19 protein-coding genes are annotated in these 24,577 nt (G+C 71.3%); 2 read left to right on the forward strand and 17 right to left on the reverse strand.

Annotated features, from left to right (window positions below; genetic code table 11):
- Positions 1-29 precede the first annotated feature (29 nt).
- The 13 genes from ACIRHA_RS41635 to ACIRHA_RS41695 all read right to left on the reverse strand — a co-directional run bounded on the left by ACIRHA_RS41635 (position 30) and on the right by ACIRHA_RS41695 (position 17,002).
- Complete coding sequence (locus ACIRHA_RS41635) at positions 30-1,385, reverse strand: VWA domain-containing protein (RefSeq protein ID WP_403856875.1); 1,356 nt, start codon at positions 1,383-1,385, stop codon at positions 30-32.
- Positions 1,386-1,432: 47 nt separating this feature from the next.
- Positions 1,433-2,683 carry a protein phosphatase 2C domain-containing protein gene (locus tag ACIRHA_RS41640; RefSeq protein ID WP_403856878.1) on the reverse strand — a complete coding sequence of 417 codons (1,251 nt, stop codon included), beginning with the start codon at positions 2,681-2,683 and terminating at the stop codon, positions 1,433-1,435.
- 29 nt (positions 2,684-2,712) lie between these two features.
- The gene (locus ACIRHA_RS41645) at positions 2,713-5,196 is read right to left on the reverse strand and encodes a tetratricopeptide repeat protein (protein ID WP_403856949.1); all 2,484 of its coding nucleotides are present in this window, start codon (positions 5,194-5,196) and stop codon (positions 2,713-2,715) included.
- 239 nt (positions 5,197-5,435) lie between these two features.
- Positions 5,436-6,743: a hypothetical protein gene (locus ACIRHA_RS41650; RefSeq protein ID WP_403856881.1), complete on the reverse strand. Its 1,308-nt coding sequence runs from the start codon at positions 6,741-6,743 to the stop codon at positions 5,436-5,438.
- Between the two features lie 67 nt (positions 6,744-6,810).
- Positions 6,811-7,851, reverse strand: a complete 1,041-nt coding sequence (locus ACIRHA_RS41655; RefSeq protein WP_403856883.1) for a glutamate ABC transporter substrate-binding protein — start codon at positions 7,849-7,851, stop codon at positions 6,811-6,813.
- Positions 7,852-7,865: 14 nt separating this feature from the next.
- The gene (locus ACIRHA_RS41660) at positions 7,866-9,314 is read right to left on the reverse strand and encodes a hypothetical protein (protein WP_403856886.1); all 1,449 of its coding nucleotides are present in this window, start codon (positions 9,312-9,314) and stop codon (positions 7,866-7,868) included.
- Positions 9,315-9,608: 294 nt separating this feature from the next.
- Complete coding sequence (locus tag ACIRHA_RS41665; protein WP_403856889.1) at positions 9,609-10,589, reverse strand: N-acetylglucosamine kinase; 981 nt, start codon at positions 10,587-10,589, stop codon at positions 9,609-9,611.
- Positions 10,586-11,851 (reverse strand): 6-phospho-beta-glucosidase, encoded by a 1,266-nt coding sequence (locus tag ACIRHA_RS41670; RefSeq protein WP_403856892.1) that lies wholly within the window; start codon positions 11,849-11,851, stop codon positions 10,586-10,588. The genes ACIRHA_RS41665 and ACIRHA_RS41670 overlap by 4 nt, the downstream gene beginning before the upstream one ends.
- A gap of 9 nt (positions 11,852-11,860) precedes the next feature.
- On the reverse strand, positions 11,861-12,772 hold the full coding sequence (locus tag ACIRHA_RS41675; RefSeq protein WP_403856895.1) for a carbohydrate ABC transporter permease: 912 nt from the start codon (positions 12,770-12,772) through the stop codon (positions 11,861-11,863).
- Between the two features lie 2 nt (positions 12,773-12,774).
- A complete protein-coding gene (locus tag ACIRHA_RS41680; protein WP_403856898.1) occupies positions 12,775-13,710 on the reverse strand; it encodes a carbohydrate ABC transporter permease in 936 nt (311 codons plus the stop codon).
- 18 nt (positions 13,711-13,728) lie between these two features.
- A complete protein-coding gene (locus ACIRHA_RS41685; protein WP_403856901.1) occupies positions 13,729-15,066 on the reverse strand; it encodes an extracellular solute-binding protein in 1,338 nt (445 codons plus the stop codon).
- Between the two features lie 44 nt (positions 15,067-15,110).
- Positions 15,111-16,280, reverse strand: a complete 1,170-nt coding sequence (locus tag ACIRHA_RS41690; RefSeq protein WP_403856905.1) for an ROK family transcriptional regulator — start codon at positions 16,278-16,280, stop codon at positions 15,111-15,113.
- A 185-nt stretch (positions 16,281-16,465) separates the two neighbouring features.
- Entirely contained in the window at positions 16,466-17,002 is a 537-nt protein-coding gene (locus tag ACIRHA_RS41695; RefSeq protein WP_403856908.1) for an HNH endonuclease, read from the reverse strand.
- Positions 17,003-17,295: 293 nt separating this feature from the next.
- On the opposite strand from ACIRHA_RS41695, the gene ACIRHA_RS41700 reads away from it, so the two are divergent.
- On the forward strand, positions 17,296-18,354 hold the full coding sequence (locus tag ACIRHA_RS41700; RefSeq protein ID WP_403856911.1) for a mechanosensitive ion channel family protein: 1,059 nt from the start codon (positions 17,296-17,298) through the stop codon (positions 18,352-18,354).
- Positions 18,355-18,421: 67 nt separating this feature from the next.
- On the opposite strand, the gene ACIRHA_RS41705 is transcribed toward ACIRHA_RS41700, so the two are convergent.
- The 4 genes from ACIRHA_RS41705 to ACIRHA_RS41720 all read right to left on the reverse strand — a co-directional run bounded on the left by ACIRHA_RS41705 (position 18,422) and on the right by ACIRHA_RS41720 (position 24,075).
- Positions 18,422-19,774, reverse strand: a complete 1,353-nt coding sequence (locus tag ACIRHA_RS41705) for an FtsX-like permease family protein (RefSeq protein ID WP_403856914.1) — start codon at positions 19,772-19,774, stop codon at positions 18,422-18,424.
- Complete coding sequence (locus ACIRHA_RS41710) at positions 19,771-20,463, reverse strand: ABC transporter ATP-binding protein (RefSeq protein WP_403856917.1); 693 nt, start codon at positions 20,461-20,463, stop codon at positions 19,771-19,773. Before ACIRHA_RS41710 ends, ACIRHA_RS41705 begins: the two co-directional genes overlap by 4 nt.
- Positions 20,460-21,002 carry a PadR family transcriptional regulator gene (locus tag ACIRHA_RS41715; protein ID WP_403856920.1) on the reverse strand — a complete coding sequence of 181 codons (543 nt, stop codon included), beginning with the start codon at positions 21,000-21,002 and terminating at the stop codon, positions 20,460-20,462. The genes ACIRHA_RS41710 and ACIRHA_RS41715 overlap by 4 nt, the downstream gene beginning before the upstream one ends.
- Positions 21,003-21,114: 112 nt before the next feature.
- On the reverse strand, positions 21,115-24,075 hold the full coding sequence (locus ACIRHA_RS41720; protein WP_403856951.1) for a beta-N-acetylglucosaminidase domain-containing protein: 2,961 nt from the start codon (positions 24,073-24,075) through the stop codon (positions 21,115-21,117).
- A 258-nt stretch (positions 24,076-24,333) separates the two neighbouring features.
- Between ACIRHA_RS41720 and ACIRHA_RS41725 the strand changes: the two genes are divergently transcribed.
- Positions 24,334-24,576 carry a hypothetical protein gene (locus tag ACIRHA_RS41725; protein WP_403856923.1) on the forward strand — a complete coding sequence of 81 codons (243 nt, stop codon included), beginning with the start codon at positions 24,334-24,336 and terminating at the stop codon, positions 24,574-24,576.
- Position 24,577: the final 1 nt, after the last annotated feature.

The raw sequence follows: 24,577 nt of genomic DNA on the forward strand, positions 1-24,577 counted from the left end.
GCGTGGGTGGATATTTTGAACGTGGATGGTTACTTCTTGACGCGAACTGTCTTGGTCGACCGGGTCTCGAGAGTCATCTCGTCGGCCTCCGCGACCTTCGCCTTCAATCGAACAGTACCTTCCGCGGCGTCCACCACGTCCACCACCTTCGAAAGCAGCTTGGCCGTATCCGCGTTCCCCGAGAGGGCCGCGAGCTGCACGGCGCGGCCCAGCTTCGCGGTCGCCCCGTCCGCATCGCCCGACTTTCGTGCGTCGAGTCCCTGCTGGATGACCTGTGCCAGTTCGGCCTGGCCCGTGTAGTGGGCGACCTGCGGGTTGATCGACGTAGAGGCTGTCATGTCGTCCGTCCACACCGCACGTACGAGACCCTGTGCCCCCAGCGGCACGGCCTGTGCCGAGCCGTCCGGCTGCGGGATCACCAGGGAGACGCGGGCGGCGAGCATCTCCTGGCCGAGATCGGCGTCCGGGACCCGTACGCACACGTGGTAGTCGCGGGACTCGTCGCCCCAGGAGCCGGTGGGGTAGTCGCCGGCCCGCGGGCCCGCCTCGGTGCGGCGCTCCGTCAACTCCTCTACGGTGGGAGCGACTTGCTTCACGAAGGTGATCTCGGAGCCGAGCGGCGTCCACAGCCGCAGGGCGACGTCCGCGATCTCCTTGCCCATCGCCGTCTCCATCATCTGCGTGAAGTCCTCGGCGAGATGGGCCGGGTCGGCGACGATGTCGGCGGTACCGAGGAGGGCGGAGGCGATGCCTGTGACCTCCTTCACCTCCCAGTCCGTTCCGACGCCGCGGGCGTCACAGGTGAAGCGGCCCGCGCTCGCGTCCAGCGACGCGCGCAGGTCCTCCGGCGACTCGTGCTCGTTGCGGCCGTCGGTGAGCAGGATGCCGTGCCTGATCGACACGTCCGCCGAGGCCAGGAGCTTGTCGGCAAGCCGCAGCCAGGTACCGATCGCGGTGCCGCCGCCCGCGGACAGCTTGCGCAGCGCCTGCTTGGCCTGCCCGCGGGTGGTCCGGTCCGCGACGGCGAGCCGGCCCTCGCCCGGGTAGATCTCCTTGGCCACATGAGTGCCGGCGATCACCGCGAAGTGCACACCGTCGCGCAGCGCGTCGATCGCGGCGGCAGAGGCCTCGCGCGCGCCGCGCATCTTGGTGGGCGGATAGTCCATCGAGCCGGAGCAGTCCACCATCAGCGCGATCGCGGCGTCCGTGCCCTCGCCCGGGACGCTGTACAGGTGGGGCGCGCTGACCGCGCCGCCCACGGTGCCGCCCCCGGTCGAGGTCACCGTGACGATCGCGTTGACGTCGCGGCCGCCCTCCGGCAGATATTCGTTCTGGTAGACCTCGACGGCGAACTGCGGAACGTGTGGTTTCGAGAAATTTGCCATGGTGTCATGTCCCCCCTGAACAAGACCATTTGCGCGGCTTTCCAGCGCTACGCCGATCCTGCCCCCGACTGCGGCACAGGGAACGGCAGTACCGCCACTGTTACGTTGTCGTGGCCCCCGCCGTCGAGGGCGTGGCCGACCAGGACCTGGGCGCTGTGCAGCGGGTTGCGCGCCGCGTCCGCGGGCAGTATGCGGGCCATCTCGTCGGCTGACTCCGCGTAGTTCCACAACCCGTCGGAGCAGACCACGACCACTCCGGGGCGGTCCGGCTTGAACGACGCGGTGTGCGGCTCCAGTTCGTACGCGTCCGCGCCGAGCCAGCCCGTGATCGCGTGCGCCCGCTCGTCCGCGTACGCCTCCGCCTCGCTCATCAGGCCTGCCGCGACCATCTGCGCGGCCCACGAGTCGTCCTCGGTGAGCCGGGCCGCGGGCGCCTCGCGGTCGTCGGGCACCCAGTAGGCGCGCGAGTCGCCGATCCAGCCGATGATGAGCAGTTCCTTGGTGACGACGGAGGCGACGAAGGTGCACGCCGGCGCGTTCTGGTGCGGCTTGTGCTCGCGGGCCGTCTCGGGCTCGTCCGCAAGGGCGTTGACCGCCTCGGCGGCCGCGACGATCGACTCGTGCATGGCCTGCTGCGGGTGGGTGCCGCGCGGCAGCGCCTCGTGCAGCGCCTCGGTGGCGGCGCGGGACGCGGCGAGCGAGGCGTCGTCGGGCCGCGTCGCCGACGACACCCCGTCGCAGACCACGGCGACGACGGCCGGGGAGCCGTCGGGCAGCGCGGCCGAGGAGATCGCGAAGGAGTCCTCGTTCCTGTGGTGGCGCAGGCCCCGGTCGCTGACCGCGGCGACCGCGTCCAACTCCTGCTCCATGTGGTCGCGTTCGCGGGGCTGGGCGTGGCCGCAGTTCTCGCAGTAGCCGTCCGGGTCGACGTGCCCGGCGCGGCAGGCCACGCACAGCTTGGTTCCGGCGGGCGGTGTCGCGGACCCCAGCTGCTCGGGCGTCGCGGTGCGCGGGTCGGGCGCGGCGATCCTGAACTCCTCATCGGACGGCGGGATGTCGAAGCGTACGTCGGTGGGCAGTTCCGAGCCGCCGGAGTCCGTGCCCTCCAGGTCGGTCGGCAGGTGGACCGGGGCGGGCAGGTCCGAACTGTCGCCCTCGGGGGCGGCCGGCCACTCCACGGAGGCGTCGGAAGAGCCCGGCTCCTCGGCGCGCGGCTCCGCCGACAGGTCGTATCCGCATGCCCCGCAGAAGCGATCGGCCTCCTCCAGAGGCTCCTCGCAGCTGGGACACACTGACATAGCGGCCGCCTTGTGCGTCTGCGACATCCTCACACCCACGTCCGGGGGCGGTAGCGGTTGGCCCGCTCCACCAGTTCGATCCTCTCCTCGCCGCGCTGAGCGAGCCTGGCCAGAGTCCGGTACGAGCGTTCAAGACCGAGGCGGAGGCCGCGCTCGTCCAGATCGCTGCCGAGCACCACCGTGCGCACGGGATCCTGCGGCGGACCGGAACCCTGCCTACCGGAGAGTACCCAGTCCAGAGCCGTGCCGAGCACTTCGGTGGACAACTGCTCGCGGCGCACCGCGTCGAGCCCGAACGCGTCGAGCGCCTCGACCTGTCCCGCGGCGGCCGTCAGATCGTGCAGCAACGGGTCCCCGTTCGCCCCCTGCGCCGTCCGGCCCCGCAGTCGCGAGCGCACCGCGGCGACCCGCGCCGCCGTGTAGTGGATCGACGACTCGGGCACCGACTCCAGGGTGCGCACCGCGCCGCCCCGGTCGCCCGCGGCGAGTTGCACGCGCGCGAGGCCGAACGCCGCGCTGACGTAGCTCGGGTCCGTCGACCACACCAGGCGGTAGTACTCCGCCGCGTTGTCGAGCTGGCCGAGCACCTCCGCGCAGACGCCGAGCGCCAGCTTCGGCGCGGGCTCGCCGGGGAACGCGTCGTATATGGCGTCGAAGGACAGCGCCGCGTTCGTGTGGTCGCCGGTCGCGAGCGCCGCGACGCCCCGGTACCAGACCACCCGCCAGTCGTCGGGATGGTCGGATTCCAAGGCCGCCAGGCCGCGGGCCGCCGAGTCGAGCTCGCCCATTTCGAGGCGGGCCCGCAGCTCCCGCAGCCGCAGTTCGAGGGAGTCGGCGGGCGCCGCGTGCAGGGCCGCGATCAGCTCGGCGGGGGCCGAGGCCATGAGGCCGGCGAGGAACCCGGCGTTCGGATCGCCCGGATCGACGCGCGGCACCGGGAGCGCGAGCGCGGTCCCCGGTGTCTGAAGCGGCTTGACGATCTCGGCGGACGACGGCGGCAGGGCGGGCGCAGCGGGCTGCGGGGGCAGCACGGCCGCCGCCTTCCGCGGGCCCCGGCCGTTCCGTGTGCGGACGGGTGTCTCGCGAGCCCCGAGCGGTGACACCTCGCCCGCGAGCAGGCCGAACAACTCCGTGTCCGTGACCTTCACTTCGGGACCGAACAGCGTCGAGAGGGCGGGCCTCGGCCGGTTCGTCTGGAGCGCGACGACCTCGCGCAGGACGCCCGTCAGCTGCTCGGCCATCTCCTGCGCGGAGGCGAAGCGGCGGGCCGGGTCCGGGTCGGTGGCGCGCACGAGGAGCCGGTAGAACGACTCGTAGGTGCGGAACACCTCGATGTTGTCCGGGTCGGGCAGGGAGTCCACGAACACGCTCGTGTAGCCCTGGAAGTCGAAGGTGAGCAGGGCGAGCGTACGGGCCACGGTGTAGAGGTCCGAGGCGATGGAGGGCCCCAGCTCGGCGACCTCCGGGGCCTGGAAGCCGACGGTCCCGTAGATCGCGCTCTCGTCGTCGTCCATCCTGCGGACCGCGCCCATGTCGATGAGCTTGAGCTGGTCCTCGGTCTGGATCGCGTTGTCGACCTTGAAGTCGCAGTAGAGCAGATTGCGGCTGTGCAGATGGCCGAGCGCCTCCAGGGCCTCGATGCCGTACGCGCACGCCTGCTCCACCGGCAGCGGGTCCCGCCTGCCCTCGGGGGTGCGCCGCTCGTTGGCGATCTCCTTGAGGGACTTGCCGCCCACGTACTCCATGACGATGTAGCCGTCCAGGGAGCCGGTGCGCTGGTCGAGGTGCTCGACGAAGTTGTAGATGCGGACGATGTTGGAGTGCTCGATCTCCGCGAGGAAGCGGCGCTCCGAGATCGCGGCGGCCATCGCGTCCTGGTCACCCGTGTCGAGCAGGCCCTTGAGGACCACCCAGCGGTCGGAGACGGCGCGGTCGACGGCGAGGTAGACCCAGCCGAGGCCGCCGTGCGCCAGACAGCCCACGACCTCGTACTGACCGTGCACGACGTCACCCGTGGCGAGCTTCGGTACGAAGGAGTACGGGTGGCCGCACTTGGTGCAGAACCCTTCCGTGCGACCCGGTCGCTCGCCGCGCGAACGGCCCACCGGGGCGCCGCAGTCGGACCGCGAGCAGAACCGCTTCCGCTCGGGGACCTCGGGGTGCTCCTGCACCATCGCGCGCGGGTCGGGCCGCGGCACGTCCGGCACGTTGACCAGGCCGACGCCGAGCCGGGAACGGGCCGAAGTGCCCGCCGAGGCGCCGGAGCTGCGCACCGACACCGAGCGCGAGGTCGAACTCCCCGACAGGGAGCGGGAGAGCCGGCCCGATACCGACCTGCGGGACTGCGAGGAGCGCGCCGACGTCCTGGCCGAGGCCCGCGAACTGGAGCCGGAGCTCTGCGATCCGCGCTGCCCGCCACCGGCGATCCCGGTCGGCGGCGACGCCACGATCCCGTTCGGCGACACGACCGGGGCCAGCCCGCACGTGTCGCAGTACAGCTCGCCGCCACCCATGTCCTCGTAGGAACCGGTACAGCCGGGCCGCTGACAGGAGGACGCCGCGGCCGGCGCGCCCACGGGGGCGGCCTGCGGCCGGGCGGCGGGCCGGTGGGTGGGGGCGCTGCCCCCGTGGACGGCACCGGCCGCACCGGCCGGCTGCGGTTTCAGGCCGCAGGTGTCGCAGTACAGCTCCCCGCCCATGTCCTCGTACGTGCCCGTGCAACCCGCTCTGCCGCACTTCTGTGGCGCCACGCTCACGACTCCCCCCTGGCCGATCTGTCGGCGGGCGCGGACAGCGTGTCCGCCGCCGCCCGTTGATATCGCAGCACCGCGGCCTCCGCGGCGCGCAGATTGCAGGGCGCGCTCCACAGCATGCGCCGCGCCGCGTCGTACCGCTCCACCAGGAACGGATCCTCGGCGAAACCGAGCCTGGCCACCTTCGCCTTGTACGCGTCGAGCCGTCCGCGCAGCTCCGCCCGGACCGCCAGCGGGGCCGTCACCGCCGTCAACGACTCACGCGCGCGCAACAGTTCGTCCTCCGCCTTCGACTCCAGTGACTCCAGGAGCGGCGAGAGCCGGTTCCACTGACCGCGCCTGCGGTACTCGGCCGCCGTCGCCAATTGCTCCTGCAGCACCGTCGGCGGACCCGACACCGCGGGCACGTCGGACCCGGCTATCTTCGCGAGCACCTCGATGCGTGCCGACCGCGCCTCGGCGAGCGTCCGGTCCGCGCGCGACAGCACGTCCCGCAGCCGGCCGAGCCGCGCCTCCGCGTCCTGCCGCACGCCGAGCACGGCCTCGATCTCCCGGCGCACGTCCTCCAGGGCGCGGGCCTCCCGGTCGTACGCCGTGGTGTCGGGGCGGCCGCCGCCGGGCGCCGAACTCCCGGCCGACTGCCGCCAGTACGTGAGCGGGTCCGACACCACTTCCTCGCGCATCCGGGTCAGCGAGCCGGTGATCCGCTCCAGGTCGTCGCCCGCCGGATGCTCACCCGGACGCACTCCTACGGAGTGCGCGAGCTGCCGGGTGCGGGCCAGCTCGGCGGCGAGCATGTCGATGCGGGCGGGCAGCGCCGACCACACCGCGTCGGCGGCCACCACCATGTCGAGGGACGACGCGTACAGCGTGTTCATCCGGTCGACGAGCGCCGCGAGGGTGAACTGCTCGGACAGCTTCGCGGGCCCGGTGATCGAGGGCGAGGTGCCGCCCGCACCCGGGCCCGGCGCGATCGTGACGGACTCGCCGCGCAGCAGCTCCGTCAGCTCCGTCAGGTCGCCGCGGCTGGGCAGCCGGCGCCGCGAGCGGATCTCCCGCGCCGTGCGCAGCGCGTCCGCGTACGCGTCGAAGTACGCCCACAGCAGCGTGATCTCCAGGTCGGCCGAGGCCCAGCGCTCCTGCGTCGTCCCGGTGAGCCGGGCGCCCTCCAGGAGCCTGCGCCCCGCGTGGTCCTGCAGGGCGAGCAGAGACGACTCGATCGCTTCGTGCTCCGCGCCGAGCCGGGCCAGGGCACGGTCCACCTCGTCCCGGTCCATCACTGGGCCGGCGGGTCCCGCGACGCCCATCGATCACCTCTCGCTTTCCCGAGTATCCGTCAAGTCCCTGCCGCGCTGCGTGCGTTACGTGTTCTGCCTACTTGTACTTCGGTGCGGGCGGCCCCGAGGAGGAGCCGAGCGCCGGCTTCAGCCAGTGGTCGTACGACTTCTGCCAGCCGTCCGACTTGCGGTAGTCCACCAGCACCTGGTTGACCCGGCGCACCAGGTCGTCCGCGCCCTTCTTCATGGCGACGCCGTAGAACTCCTTGGTGTAGGGCTCGCCCTTGAGCTGCACCGTCGGGTCCTGCGCGGCCTGGCTCGCCGCGAGCGCGCCATCGGTGACCACCGCGTCGACCTCGCCGAGCTGCAGCCGCACCAGGCAGTCCAGCTGGTTCGGCACGGTCGTGGAGATGTCGGTGCTCTGCGGCAGGCCGCCCTCGTCCACCGGCTTCTTCTTGCCGTCCTCCAGCGACGACGCGGCCGTCGAACCGGTCGCCGTGCAGATCCGCTTGCCGGCGAGCGAGGCCCCGTACCCCTTGATGTCCGAGGTCTTCGGGGCGAGCACCTGCTGACCGGTCTGGAAGTACGCGGTGGAGAACGCGACGTCCTTGAGGCGGTCGCAGCTGATGGTCATCGTGCGCACCACCATGTCGACGTCGCCGCGCTGGATCGCCGGGATGCGCTCGTTGGTGGGGATGGCGTGGAAGCGGATCGCGTCCCGGTCGCCGAGGATGTCGCCCGCGATCTCGTGCGCGAGATCGATGTCGAAGCCCTCCAACTCGCTGGTCTTCGCCGTGCTGTTGGGGTCGCGGTAGCCCCAGCGGAAGCTGTTCTGGTCGACGCCGACCGAGAGGTAGCCGCGGTCCTTGACGGCCTGCACCGCGCTGCCGCTCTCGCTGCCCGAGGGGGAGAGGCTGCGCTCCGGCTCCTTGCCCTTCACCGAGGGGTCGCAGTCGTCTGCCTTGGCCTGCGTGCCGTCGGCGACGCCACCGGAGGCGTAGCTCGTCGTGCCGTCGTGCGAAGGGCGCTGTTGCTGGGTCAGCGGGAGCAGCAGCGCGAACACCGCCGTCAGGGCGCAGGCCACCGCCATGGCGGCCACGCCGCCCCAGCCGCGCAAGGTCACCTTTCGCTCGCCCATCGCCGCACCCCCTCTCATCGGTACTCCGAAAGCCTGCGTCCGATGCCGAACACCGCGCCACCCGCGGCGAGCACCGCCAACAGTGCGGCGCCCACGGGCAGTCCGGTCATCGCGTCCCGACCGCCGCCCGCGTCGGCGCTGAACTGACGCTGCTCGTGAACGAGCGCCGTGTCCAGATTCTTGTCCACCAGATCGAAGCATTCACCTGTCGGCTTGTCCTTCTTCGAACCGATGATCTTGTCGAGCGCGCCCTGGTAGTTGCCCGCGTCGTCCTGCTCGCGCGCGTCCTGGTGGCGCTTTCGCCACTCCTTCATGCTGGCGTTCGCCTTCGTCACGGGCGCCCGGCCCGCGGTGTCGCCCTCGCCGTCGGCGAGCGCGTACGCGGCGTTGAGCTTGCCGGCGAGCGCGGTCATCTCCTGCTGAAAGTCGACGTCGTACTTGTCCTTGGTCTCGCCCTTCACGGCCACCGTCTCCGCGCCACGGCTGACCAGTGTCAGGTTCTCGCTGCCCCGCGCCTTCAGAGAGGCGATGCTCGCGTCGTGCAACACGTTCAAGGACCGTACGCCATGGTCGTACGACGAACTGAGCCCGCTGCGCGCCACGGTGTGACCGACGACGAGCCACAGCAGCACCACGGTGGACGCCGCGGTGGCGGCGAGCAGCCCTTGGTTGAACACCCGGTTTGTACGGCGGTAGTTGCGCCGCTGCGCCCACGCGAGGCCCGCGAGGGCGAGCACGCCGAGGGCGATGGCGATCCACGGGTAGGGCGTCGCCGAGTCGTAGTCGTCCCGCAGCCGCTGGTTCTCCGTCTTGTAGAGATCCTCGGCGGCCGGGAGCATCTCGGTCTGCATCTTCTCGTTCGCGTACCGCAGATAGGCGCCGCCCAGTGGGAAGCCCTGCCGGTTGTTGGCCCGGGCCCGCTCGATGAGGCCCTTGTACTGCGGCAGCAGTTTGTTCAGCTCGGCGATCGTCCCCGCCGAGCGGGTGCCGGGGTCGGTGCTGGTCGCCGCCGTCACCAGCTTGTCCGCGGCGCGCCTGATGTCCCGCTCGTACCGGTCGCGCGCCGCCGCCGGTTCCTGGCCCCCCGCCAGGAAACCGCTGGACGCCGCCGTGTTGGCGTCGGCGAGCGAGCGGTAGATGTCGGCGGCGTCGGCGCTCAGCGGCTGGCTGGAGTGCAGCACGTCGTCCGCGGCGGCCGAGCGGTCCGTCATCTGCCAGGCCGTCGTCGCGCCGAACGCCACGACGAGCAGCGCGAGGACGGCCCCGATGATGCGCAGCCGGCCCGGCTCGGTCGTGGCGCCCGCCTTCAGCCGGTCCACACCCTCGGCCCAGGCGGTACGCCGCCGGGGCGTGGGTGCGCCGGGCGGGCCGCCGCCGAGCTGCGCCTGCGGTGGCACGCCCGGTGCCGGTGGCGCGGCGGGGCGCTCCGGCGGCGCCACGCTTCCGTTCGACGGGTATGTCACTTCGACCCTCCCCCATGGTCGTACGTCGGTCGCAAGTATCGCTTGGGCGACTGACATCCGCACAGGCATTCCCTGGATCTTGTGCGGAAGCGCTCCGCTCTGGAACACGTGGGGGAGGGGGGTTCGGTTCCCCGTTTGTGTTCGCGGCGACGTTGTTGCGGTCGCGGGGCGCTGCCCCGGACCCCGCTCCTCAATCGCCGGAGGGGCTTGAAAGCCTCAATCGCCGGCGGGGCTTGAAAGATCAAGCCCCGCCGGCGATTGAGGCGCGGGGTTTGGGGCAGCGCCCCAAGTCTTTCAAGCCGCAGCGGCTGCGGCGTAGTGCGCACGTACGCGTGCGTGCACCTCCGGTGGGGCGGCCACCGCGTCGAGGCCGAGCAGCGCCGCGCCCAGGACCGGGCGTTCCGCCACCACTCGGGGGAGCGCACGCGGTGTCCGGGCGGACAGCAACGACCGCACGCGGTCGTTGAGTTGGGGGTGGCGGGCCGCCAGGACGCTGCCGCCGAGGAGGACGGGGACCTCTGCCTCCAGGAGGTCCAGCCTGCGTAGCGCCACCGTTGCCATCGCCACCACCTCGTCGGCCATCCGCTCGACCAGGGCGCGGGCCACCGGGTCGCCGTCCGCCGCCGTGGCGAAGAGGACCGGGGTGAGCTCGTGGCGGCGGACCGCGGGGATGTGGCCCAGGTGCAGCGCCTCGATCAGGGCGTACATGGAGGGGAGGGAGAAGTGGGCGGGCAGGGCGTGCATCAGGGCCGTTGCCCCGCCGCGGCCGTCCTCCGCGCGTGCGGCGAACCAGATCGCCTCCTCCGCGAGGCCGCCACCGCCGCCCCAGTCACCGGAGAGCCGGCCGATCGCGGGGAACCGGGCCGTGCGGCCGTCGGGCAGCATCCCCGCGCAGTTGACGCCCGCCCCGCACACGACGGCGACGCCGCGCGGCTCGGCGTCCTCCAGGAGCCCGGCGCGCAGTACGGCGAAGGTGTCGTTGCGGACGTCGACCCGCGATCCCCAGCGGCGTGCGGTGAGGGCGCGCGCCAACTCCTCTTCCTCCACCGGCAGGTCCGCGTTGGCCAGGCACGCCGACACATGGTCGACCGCGCCCACGCCCGCCTGTGCGAAGGCCCGGCCGACCGCCTCCGCCAGGACGTCCACGGCGGGTGCCGCGTTCGTCCGGTGGGGCTGGAACCCGCCGCCGCGGGCCGCGCCGACGACAGTGCCGTCGGCCGCCACCACCGCGACGTCGGTCTTGCTGTTCCCCGCGTCGATGGCAAGGACGGTCATGCCCACGCGAGGTGCTCCCGGTTGTGCGCGATCAGCTGGTCCGTGAGCTGCTCGGCGTACTCGATTTGGCCGATGAGGGGGTGTGCGAGCAGGGCGTTGAAGACGCGGTCGCGGCCGCCCTTCAGGGCCGCCTCCAGGGCCAGGTCCTCATAGGCGGTCACATTCGCGATCAGGCCCGCGTACAGGGGGTTGAGCGGCGGTACGGGCAGCGGCTTCGCGCCCTTCGCGTCGACCGATGCCTGCACCTCGATGACGGCGTCGTCGGGGAGGAAGGGGAGCGTGCCGTTGTTGTACGTGTTCACCACCTGGTGGGCCGAACCCCCACCGCCCAACAAGGACGCGGCCAGGTCGACCGCCGCCTCGCTGTAGAAGGCGCCGCCGCGCTTGGCGAGCAGCTCCGGCTTCTCGTCGAGCGTCGGGTCGCCGTACATCTCCAGCAACTCGCGCTCCATCTCCGCCACTTGCGCGGCGCGGGACGGCTTCGTGCGCAGCTCTCGTACGACCGCGTCGTGCTGGTAGTAGTAGCGCAGGTAGTAGGACGGGACGACGCCGAGGCGGTCGACGACCGTGCGCGGCATGTGCAGGTCCTCGGCGATGGCGTCGCCGTGCTCGGCGATCAGGCGCGGCAGCAGGTTCTCGCCGTCGGGGCCGCCGAGGCGCACGCCCAGCTCCCACGTCAGGTGGTTGAGGCCGACGTGGTCCAGGTGCACCTGGGACGGCTCCACCTCAAGGAGGCGCGCGAACTTCCGCTGGAAGCCGATCGCGACGTTGCACAGGCCGACGGCCTTGTGGCCAGCCTGGAGCAGCGCGCGGGTCACGATGCCCACCGGGTTGGTGAAGTCGATGATCCAGGCGTCCGGGTTGGCGCGGCGCACCCGTTCGGCGATGTCGAGGACGACGGGCACGGTCCGCAACGCCTTCGCGAGCCCGCCGGCGCCGGTCGTCTCCTGCCCGACGCAGCCGCAGTCGAGCGGCCACGTCTCGTCCTGATTGCGGGCCGCCTGCCCGCCGACGCGCAGTTGGAGGAGTACGGCGTCGGCGTCCGCGACACCCGCGTCCACGTCCGACGTCGTACGTATAACGCCCGGGTGTCCCTGCTTGGCGAAGATGCGGCGGGCGAGGCCCCCGACCAGTTCGAGGCGGTCGGCGGCCGGGTCGACGAGCACCAGCTCCTCGATCGGCAGCGTGTCCCTCAGCCGCGCGAACCCGTCGATGAGTTCGGGTGTGTAGGTCGATCCTCCGCCGACCACGGCGAGCTTCATAGAAATCCCTTAGCCCTTTACTCCGGTGAGGGTGACGCCTTCGACGAAGGCCTTCTGTGCGAAGAAGAAGACGAGACAGACCGGCGCCATCACCAGGAGCGTGGCCGCCATCGTCAGGTTCCAGTTGACGCTGTGCGCGGACTTGAAGGATTCGAGCCCGTAACTCAGCGTCCAAGAAGCCGGGTTCTGGGCCGCGTAGATTTGCGGCCCGAAATAATCGTTCCAGCAATAGAAGAACTGGAAGAGGGCGACGGCGGCGATGCCCGGCTTGGCCATCGGCACCACGATCTTCAGCAGCGTGCGCAGCTCGCCGCAGCCGTCGACCTTCGCCGACTCGATGTACTCCTTCGGGATCGTCAGCAGGAACTGCCGGAGGAGGAAGATCGAGTACGCGTCGCCGAACGCCATCGGGATGATCAGCGGCCACAGCGACCCCGACAGGTGGAACTGCTGTGCCCACACCAGGTACATCGGGATCACGATGACCTGCGGCGGCAGCATCATCGTCGAGATGACGAGGAGCATCGCCGTGCGCCGCCCGCGGAAGCGGAACTTGGCGAGCGCGTACGCGACGGGTATCGCCGAGCACACCGTGAACAGCGTGCCGAGCCCCGCGTACAGCAGCGAGTTCTTCCACCAGTCGAGGAAGCCGTCCGTCTGGAGGACCGCCTTGTAGTTCTCCCAGTGCCAGGAGTCGGGCCACAGATCGCCGCTCATCGCCTGCCCGTCGCTCATCACGGACGTCAGGAAGACGAACACGAAGGGGAGGACGAAGAACAGCGCCACGGCGATGGCGATGCTGTGCACGGCGATCCAGTTGAGGACCTGCTTGCGGCGGGCGCGCCGGCCCGCGGGCCCGTTCACGCGCGCGGGCTCGGCGCTGGTGTGCGTGGCGCCGGTGCTCAGTGTCGTAGTAGTCATGATCAGTCCTCCGCCGCGAGCAGACCCGAGCGCTTGCGCATGAGCAGCGAGGTCACGGCCATGGCAATGGCGAACAGGACGAGCGAGAGCACGCACGCCGCGCCGGTGTTGAAGTTCTGGAAGCCCATCGAGTAGACGAGCTGCGGGACGGTGAGCGTCGAGTGGTCGGGGTATCCCGGCTGGATGACCGTGCCGGGGCCGATCGAGACGCCCGAGGCGATCTTTCCGGCGACGAGGGCCTGCGTGTAGTACTGCATGGTCTGCACGACGCCCGTCACCACGGCGAACATGACGATCGGGGTGATCGAGGGCCACGTCACGTAGCGGAACCTGGTCAGCGGCCCCGCGCCGTCCAGCTCGGCCGCCTCGTACTGCTCCTTCGGTACGTCGAGCAGAGCGGCCATGAAGATGACCATGAGGTCGCCGATGCCCCACAGGGAGAGCAGGACGAGCGAGGGTTTGGCCCAGGTGGGGTCGTTGAACCAGTTGGGTCCGTCGATGCCGACCTTGGCGAGGATCTCGTTGACCGGTCCCGAGCCGGGGTTGAGGAGAAAGACGAAGGCGACGGTCGCGGCGACCGGCGGCGCGAGATACGGCAGATAGAAGGCGGTCCGGAAGAATCCGACCCCGCTCTTTATCTTCGTGACGAGCAGTCCGAGCGAGAGCCCGAACACCACGCGCAGCGCCACCATCACCACGACGAGCCACACCGTGTTCCACAGGGCGGGTCCGAACAGCGGCATGTCCCGGAACACGTACACCCAGTTCCGCAGCCCCACGAAGGTGGGCGCCTTGATCTGGTTGTAGTGCATGAACGAGAAATAGACGGTGGCGAGCAGCGGATAGGCGAAGAAGGCGCTGAATCCGATCAGCCAGGGGGAGAGAAAGCCCAGGGTGCGCAGTCTGCGGCGGGCAGGCCTGGAAAGGGTGAGTGCCATACGAGAATGTCCCGTTCCTCAGTTCTGCGACTGCAGGGTGTCGGCGTCGATGAGTCTGTCGAGGCGCCGCAGGCCGCCCTTCAGATCGTGGACCTCGCCGGCCTCCTCGCCGTAACTGAAGTCCTGCAACTGCGTGATGTACATGCCGCCGTTAGTGGAGGGCGGCATGACCTGGCTGTCCTTGTTCCGGGCGATGCCGAGGAAGGTGCGGAATGTCGGATCGGCGTCCAGCTTCGGCGACTTGAGGGCGGCGAATGTGGACGGCACGTTGTGAATGGCGTTGGCGAACCTGACGACCTGATCGGTGTCGGCGGTCAGGAACTTCACCAGCTCCCAGGCGGCGTTCTGGTGCTTGCTGCTGTGCGCGATGCCGGCGACGGTGCCGGTCAGATAGCCGCGCCCGTACGTATCGGCCTGATCGTCGGGGACGGGCAGCGGAGCGACGCCCCAGTCGAACTTCGCCTTGGCGTCGTTCAGCATGAGCCCGCGCCACTCGCCGTCGAGATGCATGCCGAGCTTTCCGCTCAGGAAGGCGTTCTGGTTGGACATCTCGTCTCCGAACGAGGTCCGGAACCTCTCCAGTGCCTTGTAACCGCCCTGCGCGTCGGCGAGTTTCCGTGCCGTCTTGAAGAACTCGTACGAGGCGGGTTCCTCGGCGAGCCGTGAATTCCCCTTCGCGTCGAAGTACGTGGGGCCCCACTGGGCGAACAGCCGGTCCGGGCTGTTCTGGTAGAGCCGGAAGTTCGGCATGAAACCGACGCGCTTGTACGAGGAGCCGTTCTTGACGGTGAGCTTCTTGGAATCGGCGATGAACTCGGACATGGTCCGCGGCGGCCGCCCGATGCCCGCCTTCTTGAAGGCGTCCTTGTTGTAGTACATGCCGAAGGCGTCCGCGAGCAGCGGCAGGGCGCACTGGTTGCCGCGGTAACCGGTGTAATCGAGAAGGGACTTGGGGAAGACCTTCTCCTTCTTCAGGCCGGTCTTCTTCATGAACGGATCGAGGTCGACCCACATGCCGGAGTCGCAGTACTGGCCGACGTTGTTCGTGGTGAAGGAGGAGACGACATCGGGGGCCTCGTCACCACCGGCCCGCAGGGCCTGATTGGTGGTGGCGTCCGTGACGTTGCCTGTGGCCTGCACCTTGATGTTCGGGTGCAGTTTCTCGAAGCGGGCGATCGAGTCGTTGATCGCCTTCACCTCGCCGGGCGCCGACCAGCCGTGCCAGAACTTCAGCGTCACGGGCTTCGTCGGGTCGTCGGCGGCGCTGCCGGTACTCGGATTGGCGCAGCCGGCGAGCAGCAGTCCGGCCGCGGCGAGCCCTACGGGCGCGCGCAGGGGTATGCGCCATCGCGGCATGGCGAACGTCCTTTACGTATACGGGAGTTGGGCTGAGGGGCGGGTTACGCGGAGGCGCTGGTGTCGAAGAGGGCGTCGCGGGCCTGGGTGAGCGCGGTGCGCAGGGCGCCGGTGAGGATGGGGTCGCCGGTCAGGTCGCTGGTGCGCAACTGGGGACGGGGCAGGGCGAGCCCGGTGAGCTCTTCCTCGACCTGCTCGCGCAGGGCGTCGCCGCCGGACCGGGCGACCTGACCGGACAGGACGACGAGTTCGGGGTCGACGACGGCGACGACGGCGGCGATCCCCGTGGCGATCCGCCGGGCGACCTCGTCGAGGACGCCCTGCGTGCCGAGAGCTTCCCTCAAATCCTTGACGCCGCCCGCGAGTTCGCGGATCGCGGCGGCGGCGACGAGGCTCTGCAGCCCGCCGCCCCCGTCCGAGCGGGCCACGGCGTCGGACCCGCCGCGCGCCAGGGGGGCCCCCGGCAGCGGCATGTAGCCGATCTCGCCCGCGCCGCCGGTCGCCCCGCGCAGCAGCGTCCCGCCGAGCACGATCGCGGCGCCCACACCCTCGTCGACGTAGGCGAGCACGAAGTCGTCGTGGTCCTGCGCGGCGCCCTCGTACTGCTCGGCGACCGCGGCGAGGTTGACGTCGTTCTCGATGGAGACGGGGGTGCCGAGCACCTTGGCGAGGTCGTCGCGCAGTGTGCGGGAGTGCCAGCCCGGCAGGTGCGGGGCGTAGCGGAGCTGTCCGGTGCCCGGGTCGATGGCGCCGGGGGTGCCGATGACGGTGGCGGTCAGATCGCCGTGCCCGAGCCCCGCCTGGGCCAGCGCCCCGTCGGTGGCCTCGGCGACGAGCTGGGCGGTGCGGTGCCGCACGTCCTCGCTGACGGCGTCGGCCTCGATGCGGCGGCGGCCGCGCTCGGCGCCGGTGATGTCGGCGACGACGGCGGTGATGCCGGTCGGGTCGGCGGAGAGGGCGGCGACGTGGCCGGCGCCCGGCTCGATCTCGTACAGGACGGCGTTCGGCCCCGGGCGGCCGGTCTGGCTGCCGGTGGTCCGCACGAGCCCGGCGGTTTCGAGGCGGCCGAGCAGCTGCGAGGTGGTCGGTTTGGACAGCCCGGTCAGCTCACTGATCCGGGTGCGGGTGAGCGGGCCGTGGGCGACGAGGAGGTCGAGCGCGGCGCGGTCGTTCATGGCGCGCAGGACGCTGGGGGTGCCGGGGGTGCCAGCCATGGTCGGGGACCCGCCTCCTCGTGATGAGCGCTGAGTACTGTTAGGAAACTTTCCTATCTGGGTGCGAGGAAACTAAGCCGCCCATGTGGGTGCGGTCAATAGGTGAGGCGGAGGCCGCGTGTGCGGCCTCCGCCTCTGAAGCGCTTCTGGAACACCTCTGAAACGCAAGAAACCCGGATCGAAGGTCAGGCTGAAACGCCTTCGATCCGGGCCAGGGCCTCGTCCGCGCCGAATGGTTGCAGGTAGGGCAACCAGCGCGGATCCCTATGTCCGGTCCCGATGATGCGCCACGCCAGACCGGACGGCGGAGCCGGCTTGTGGCGCAGGCGCCAGCCGATCTCCACCAGATGGCGGTCGGCCTTGGTGTGGTTGCAGCGGCGGCACGACGCCACCACGTTCTCCCAGGCGTGCTGACCCCCGCGACTGCGTGGAATCACATGGTCGACGCTGGTTGCGACGCCACCGCAGTACATGCACCGGCCGCCGTCACGGGCGAACAGTGCGCGTCGGGTCAGAGGAACGGGCCCTCGGTAGGGAACCCGGATGAATCGCTTGAGCCGGACCACGCTGGGGGCAGCGACGGTGCGTGTCGCGCTGTGCATAAAGGCGCCGGACTCCTCCAGGCACGTGGCCTTGTTTTCGAGGACGAGTACGAGCGCGCGGCGGAGCGGTACGACGCCGAGCGGCTCGTACGACGCGTTGAGGACCAGGACATGCGGCACGGATGCCTCCTTGTACGCCGGCGGCGCGTGGCTCGCGCCGGGACGATCTCCCAGCCAGTCTCCCCTCACGGCTGGTCATGGCGCCACCATGTCCACGTAACGGGCTGGGAGTGTTTTCGACCACACGTCCTTCATTCCCCCGGCGCACGGACGTGAGCACTGTCTCTCCCTCGAACATGACGACGATCCACACACAATGCCCCGTTAGTGTGGTGGTTCTGCCCGCTCCTGTCCCCGAGCAATGCCCAGCAATGTCCGAGGCGGGCAGATGGCTACGCCTGGAGGTACCTGCCGTGATCTTGTCCGTCCTGTCGGCTTCCGATACCGAGGAAAAGCCCACGCTCAAGGACGCCCAGGAGCAGGCCGGGCAGGCCGCCGGCTGGGTCGAGCAGAACTGGTCCAACTGGCTGAGCGTCGGCCTGCGGATCCTGCTGATCGTCGTCATCGCCTTTGTGCTGCGCGCCGTGATACGCCGCACCATCACCAAGTTCGTCGAGCGGATGAACCGCCGCGGCGAGAGCGGCGCCACCACCGCGCTCGGTGGGCTTCTTGTGAACACCGAGCGACGCCGCCAGCGTTCGGAGGCCATCGGCAGCGTGCTGCGCTCGGTCGCCTCGTTCGTGATCCTGGGCACCGCGGCCCTCATGGTGCTCGGCGCCTTCAAGATCAACCTCGCGCCGCTGCTCGCCTCCGCGGGTGTGGCCGGTGTGGCGATCGGTTTCGGCGCGCGCAACCTGGTCACCGACTTCCTCTCCGGCGTCTTCATGATTCTTGAGGACCAGTACGGCGTCGGGGACACGATCGACGCGGGCGTCGCCTCCGGCGAGGTCATCGAGGTCGGCCTGCGCGTGACGAAGCTGCGGGGCGCCGAGGGCGAGATCTGGTACGTGCGCAACGGCGAGGTCAAGCGGATCGGCAACCTCTCCCAGGGCTGGTCGACCGCGGCCGTCGACGTCACCGTGCGCGCCGACGAGGACCTCGACAAGGTCAGGGCGACACTCACCGACGTCGCCGAGGCCATGGGCAAGTCCGAGCCGTGGAACGAGATGCTGTGGGGCCCGGTCGAGGTGCTCGGCCTGGACAGCGTGCTGCTCGACTCCATGGTGGTGGGCGTCTCCGCCAAGACCATGCCCGGCAAGTCCCTCACCATCTCGCGCGAGCTGCGCTGGCGCATCAAGCGCGCCTTCGACGAGGCGGGCATCCGCATCGTCGGCGGCGTCCCCGTCCAGGCGGACGGCGACTCCCCGGCCGACCCGTCGGCAGGCGTGTCGGCCCCTTCCGCCTACGCGTCGGCCACGTCTCCGCAGTCGCTGGCGGCGTCGCCGATCCAGTCGACGAATCTGGCGAAGTAGACGTCCGTACGACGAGGGCGGGGCGCGGGAGACTCTCTCCCGCGCCCCGCCCTAATATGCGGAGCCGTCACGCCGCCCTGAGGTGCGACGGGTGCGTCGAGCGGCGCAGCAGCGGCAGGACCGTGGCCGTGGCCAGCAGGCAGGACGCGTAGACGCCGACCGGGACGAGGAGCGGCAGCGCCCACGGGACGGGCTGGTGGGCGAGTGTGGCGTACGCCGTGTGGATCGCGGTGCCGCCGACGGTCGCCAGGACGAGGGCCGGGGCCAGCGGAAGGACCGTTTCCAGCAGCAGGGATCGCCTCAGGGTGCGGCGGGGCACGCCGGCCGCGGCCTGCGCGGCGAGTGCCCGGCGCCGTGCGGACAGCGACTCGCCGGTGCCGACGGCGAGCGCCGACAGGCCGATCAGGAGGGCGATCAGGACGGCGACGGCGGTGAGGTTCAGGCCGTACGTGTAGTAGCCGACGTTCTGGGGCTCGCCGGTCTCGGCCGCGTTCGCGGCCAGTTGGTCGAGGATGATCTCCCGGATTCCGGCCAGGCCGACCCCGAAGACGGTGACCAGGATGACGGCGGCGTGGCTGCGGGCCGCCGACCACGCGTCCTCCTGGAGCCGGTGCGCGGCCAGCAGGACGGCGGGGCGTTCGGTGCCCGGGGCGAGCCGCCGCCCGATGATCCGGGAGGACGTCCCCGCGACCCAGATGGCGCCCGCCCCGCTCAGTACGACGGTGCCGACGACGAACAGCGGCAGGGACGCGAGCGTGCCGAGGCTGCCGAGGGACAGGACCAGAACCGCACCGAGCACGACGAGCAGGACGGGCACCAGCAGGCCGAGGACCGCCCCCGGCCCCCGCCCCGCCCGCTCCCGCCGCACGTGCCCCAGCGGCGAGGCGATGACCCGGCGCAGCGCCACCGCGCTCACCAGCGCGCCGAGCACCGGCATCGCGAGCACCACGACGGCGACGCCCAGCCAGGCCAGGGGATCGAAGGACCGGCCCGTGCCCAGCACGGCCGCCGCGAACACCACGCACCCGGCGAGCGTTCCCGCCAGGCACGCGACCCCGGCTTCCAGGGCCGCGATCCGCCGCACCTGCTTCGGGCCCGCCCCGCTGAGCCGCAGCCCGGCGAGCCGCCGGTCGCGGTGGACCGCTCCGATCCGGGCGCACTGACCGAGGAAGCCGAGCACCGGGACGAGGAGCAGGAGCAGCCCGGCGGCGACACCCTGCCGGGTGCCCGGCTGGTTCAACAGGCCGTTCCCGTACGGGAACCAGACCTGGCCCCGCACGCTCGCGAGAGCCAGGGCCGCGCACGCGAAGCCGGTCGCCACGGCCGCGCCGAGCGCCGTGAGCGCCGCCCGCCGCCGCTCCAGGCGGTCCGCGCCGCGGGTCAGCAGCCAGGCGAGGCGCAGATCGGAGGAGGCGCTCACCGGGTCACCGCCACCGTGGGCACGGAGGCCTCCTGCACCACCCCGTCCTGCAGGTGCACCTCCCGGTCCGCGTAGGCCGCCACCTGCGCCTCGTGCGTCACCAGGATCACGGCCGTGTGCGTCTCACGGGACGCGTTGACCAGGGACGTGAGGACCTGTTCGGTGGCGAGCGAGTCGAGGGCGCCGGTCGGCTCGTCGGCGAAGACGACCTTGGGTCCGGTCACCAACGCCCGCGCGAGGGCGACCCGTTGGCTCTGCCCGCCGCTCATCTCGCCGATCCGTGCGTCGCGTTGGCCGCGCACGCCGAACCGGTCCAGCCACGCGTCGGCCTCCGCCTGCGCCGCGGCGCGCGGCCGGCCCGCGAGGAGCAGCGGCAGGGCGACGTTGTCGAGGGCGTTCAACTCCGGGACGAGTTGCCCGAATTGGAAGACGATGCCGAACTCGGTGCGGCGCAGCTCGCTGAGCCGCTCCTCGTCGAACCGGTCGAGTCGCCCGCCGTCGTACGTCACCGAGCCCTGGTCGGGGCGGACGATACCGGCGAGGCAGTGCAGCAGTGTCGACTTGCCACTGCCGCTGGCGCCCGTGACGGCGAGGATCTCCCCGGGGCGGACGTCGACACCGGCGCCGCGCAGCGCGGGTGTTCTGCTGTAGGACTTCGTGAGCCCTTCGGCGGTCAGGAGTGTGCTCATGCTGCGGTGACCTCCGCGGTCAGGGTGGTGAGCCGGGCGGCGGTGGTGGTCATCCAGCGCAGGTCGGCGTCGAGATGGGCGAGTGCGTAGTCGGCCGAGAGGACGGTGGTCAGATCGGCGCCCGAGTCGCTCTTCACGGCGGTGAGTTCGCGCATCCGGGTCATGTGCGCGGCCCGCTGGGCCAGCAGGTGGGCGGCGGGGTCCGCGCCCTGGTCGGCGACCAGGATGGAGACGACGACCTTGGCGAAGATCTCGTTGGCGACATGCGGCGCGGGTGGGGTGATCTCCCCGGCCCAGCCGAGGAGTTCCCCCCGCCCGGCCGCCGTGGTGCGGTACAGGGTGCGTTCGGGGCCGCCGTCGGAGTCGGTGCCTTCGACCTCCACCAGGCCGTCGCGGACCAGGCGCTGCAGCGTTGTGTAGACCTGCGCGTACGCGAGGGGCCGGGCCTGGGGGAACCGCTCGTCATGGCGCCGCTTCAGGTCGTAGCCGTGGCGCGGGCCGGAGGCGAGCAGGCCGAGCAGGACGTGACGGGTGCTCATGAGGGCAGTGTGTACCGCGTGTATGTATCGAGTACATAGTGCGGTGCGAAGTGCCCAGAAGTAGGGGACGCGGTTCCGGATCCTTGTGTCGGACGTCGGCGCCTTGCGGCGGTCAGTCCGCCACCGCGTACGCCCCCACGCTCCACAGCGAGAACCCGTACTGCGTCGCCCTCTTGTCGCCCACGACCCGTACGAACCGCACGTCCTTCGCGTCCATGCGCACCGACTCGTGGCCGCCCTGGCCGTCCCGGACCGTCGCCGCCGTGCGCCAGGTGCGGCCGTCGGGGGAGGTCTGGACGCGGTAGTGCTTGGCGTAGGCGTCCTGCCAGTGGAGGGTGACCAGGCCGAGTCGGGTGGGCTCGGCGAGTTTCACCTGCCACCATTCGCCGTCCTTCACGGGGGAGGACCAACGGGTCGACGCCTTGCCGTCGTTGGCGTCCTTCGCCGGGAAGTCCGGGGTCTCGTCCGCCGACGAGGAGGCCTTGCCGGAGCGGGCCAGGTCGGGGCCCGCCGTGCGCGGGTAGGCGCGCACCGAGAAGGTGCGGGTCTCGTCGCCGAAGCGCAGGGCGATCTCGTACGTGCCCGCCGGGGTGTCCGCAGGGACCGTCACCTTCACCGGCACGTCGACCTCGGTGCCGCGCGGGAGTTCGGACCGGTGCGGAAGCTCGACCTTGATGCCGTGCGGGGCCTTCGCCGTGAGCCTGCCGCGTACGTTGTCGGGCCGCTGCCCGGTCAGGTGCGCCGTCACCTGCTCGGCCTTGCCGCCGATCTCCAGGTCCGCCTCGGTGCGGGCCAGGGCGACGGAGACCGCGGGGGAGTCCGCGTACCAGGGGATCATGTGGGACACCGCGTCGTCCGGTGCGCCCGTGACGCGTACCGCGTCCGCGCGGGTGTTGTGCGCCTTCAGTTCCGTGAAGCCGCCGGCCGTGAGCGCGCCGATCCGCTTCCAGCCCTCGCCGGGTACGTGCGCCTCGACCGTGCCCGTGGTGTCGGGGTCGGCGAGGACGGTGACCGTGGACAGGGCGCGCGGGCGCGGGAGTTCGGCCTTCGCGGCCTTCGACGCGTCCGGGCGGTCCGTGCCCGCCCAGGAGGCGAACTCCTTCTCGGCCTTCGTCAGGAACGGGTCCAACACTCCCTTGCCGACCGTGACGTTCGACTTCTTCAAGTCCTTGCGGAGGGCGGACAGGCGGCGTGCCGCCTTCCACGCCGCCGCCTTGTCGTCGCGGCTCGCCGCCTCCAGCATGTCGACCGCGGCCTCGCCCGCCTGCCCGTAGCGGCCCAACTTGTCGGCCCAGGGCCGGACTTCGGAGTCGAGGTCCGTGTCGTCCAGGGCGGACGGCGTGCGGCGCATCTGGGTGAACGCGTCGCGCAGGGCCGCCGCCGTCTTCTTGGTGCTGTCCGCGTCCGTCGTCGTACGCGCCTTCCCGAACGCCGAGATCAGCGGCTTCAGGTACGCCGACTCGTCCGCGCCGAGCACCGACGACGCGTCGTTGCCCGCGAGGGCGGTCAGGGCCTGGCGCGTCTCCCGGGAGCCGTCCGCCAGGTCGTCGATCGCGGCCTTCCAGGACTCCTGTGCCCGGTAGTCGCGCGGGTTCCAGGCGTAGTCCGCGGTCGTGAACAGCGGGATGCGGGAGGCCGTGGGCTGCTCCATCGCCGTGGCGAGGACCGCCGCCGAACCGGAGGCCACGGCGGGCTCCCGGCCCATGTACGGGCCGAGGAAGATCCGGTCCTGCGCGTAGTCGTTGACCGGGTAGTTGTCCATCGTGAGCAGCTTGTGCCCGCCGCCGAACGCGCCCTGTGTGCCTGCCAGTTCGCCGCCGGTGATCGTGCGCGGCACCACGCCGACGCCCGTCCACGCGACCTCCACCGCGTCGTCCAGGTCGCGGGCGAGCGCCGTCCGGTACTCCGTCGTGCCGTCCTGGTAGTACTCGGTCGGCATCAGCGACAGCGGCCCGGCGCCCGGGTGCCGGGCCGCCAGGTGCTTCGCCACCGCGTTCGCGACCTTCGCCTGCGCCTTCGCCGCGGAACCCGGCCCGGAGCCGAACTCCCGCGCGTCCGACTCGCAGTGCCACTCGCTGTACGACACGTCCTGGAACTGGAGCTGGAAGGCCCGCACGCCGAGCGCCCACATCGCGTCGAGCTTGCGGGTGAGCGTCTTGATGTCGTCCGGCGACGACATGCACATCGCCTGGCCCGGAGCGACCGCCCAGCCGAGCGTCACGTGGTTGGCGCGGGCCCGCTCGGCGAGCCTGCGGAAGTCGGCGCGCTGGGCGGCCGGGTACGTCTCGCGCCAGCGGGCCTGGCGGTACAGGTCGTCGCCGGGCGCGTACAGGTACCGGTTCTGCTTGGTGCGGCCCATGAAGTCGAGCTGGTCCAGGCGCTGCTCCGTCGTCCACGGCGTGCCGTAGAAACCCTCGGTCAGTCCGCGGACCGCCGTGCCCGGCCAGTCCCGTACGACGACTCCCGCGACGGTCCGCTTGTCGATCAGCTGCCGGAACGTCTGCGCCGCGTGGAACAGGCCGTCCTCGCCGATGCCCTCGACGGCGACGGTCGGCGTCCCCGCCGCGCGGCCCACGGCGAGCCGGTAGCCGCCGGACGGCAGATCGCCGCGGGCGCTCGCGCCGAGGCCGCGCAGGGTCGCGTCGAGCGGGCCCGCCTTGGGGGAGCCGTGGCGGTAGTCGCCGGCGCCGGCCCTGGCCTGCGGGGACTCGGTGGCGAGCCGCACCACGAGCCGCGCGTCGCCGGGCACGTCGTCCGCGGTGTGGATCTGCCGGATGTCCCGCGCCCCCGCGTCCTCGAGCGCCTTGCGCACCGCGTCCACCGCGTACGGGTCGGAGCCGGGCGGCACCACGAGCGTCACCTCGTCGGGGACAGCGACCCCGTCCGCCTCGTCCGAGGCCTTGAGTGACTGCGGCCGCGGCCACACCGCGGGCAGCTTCGCGTCCGGCTTCAGGTCGCCCGTGGCCGTCCCCGGCTTCGGCGGGGCGGCCACCGCGCCCGTGGCGCCGCCCAGCGTCCCGGCGATGACGGCGACCGCGAGGGCGGCCGCCCTCTTCCTGCGCCGGAGCTGCACGGCGTACTCCTCGTTGGTTCGAACCCGACTCAAGAGGCACAAGGATAGAAGGGAGGCGGACGTCGATGGGCGGGAACCGGCCCTACCGACGAGTCGCCTGGTGAGACGGGAGTTTTTTCGGTTTTCCGGGCTCCGGGCTCAAGTTCCTTTCGTCGTACACAATGTGACCAGCAACACGTTGTTCCATGGAAAAGGTCTGCGCCCGCGCCTTCTGGGTAGGGCTTCGACTCCCGACGCCTTACGACGAAGGAGGCCCCCGTGGCCGCATCAGCACAGCTCCTGCTCTCGGCCCTCTCCAAACAGGCGGACCTCAGCATGCTCGACGACGCCGACGTCACCAGCACCTGCTCCTTCGAACCGCCCCTCACCAGCGAGCCCGCCTTCGCGGACTACGCCCCGCTGACTTCCGAGCCGCCCATGAACGACGAGGCGCCGCTCACCTCCGAGCCCACCCCGAACGGCCTCGCCGCGGGCTGCCCGAGCGGCCTCGCCGCCGGCTGAC

Source organism: Streptomyces sp. NPDC102360 (assembly GCF_044766085.1).
In the GTDB taxonomy this organism is placed as follows: Bacteria; Actinomycetota; Actinomycetes; order Streptomycetales; family Streptomycetaceae; genus Streptomyces.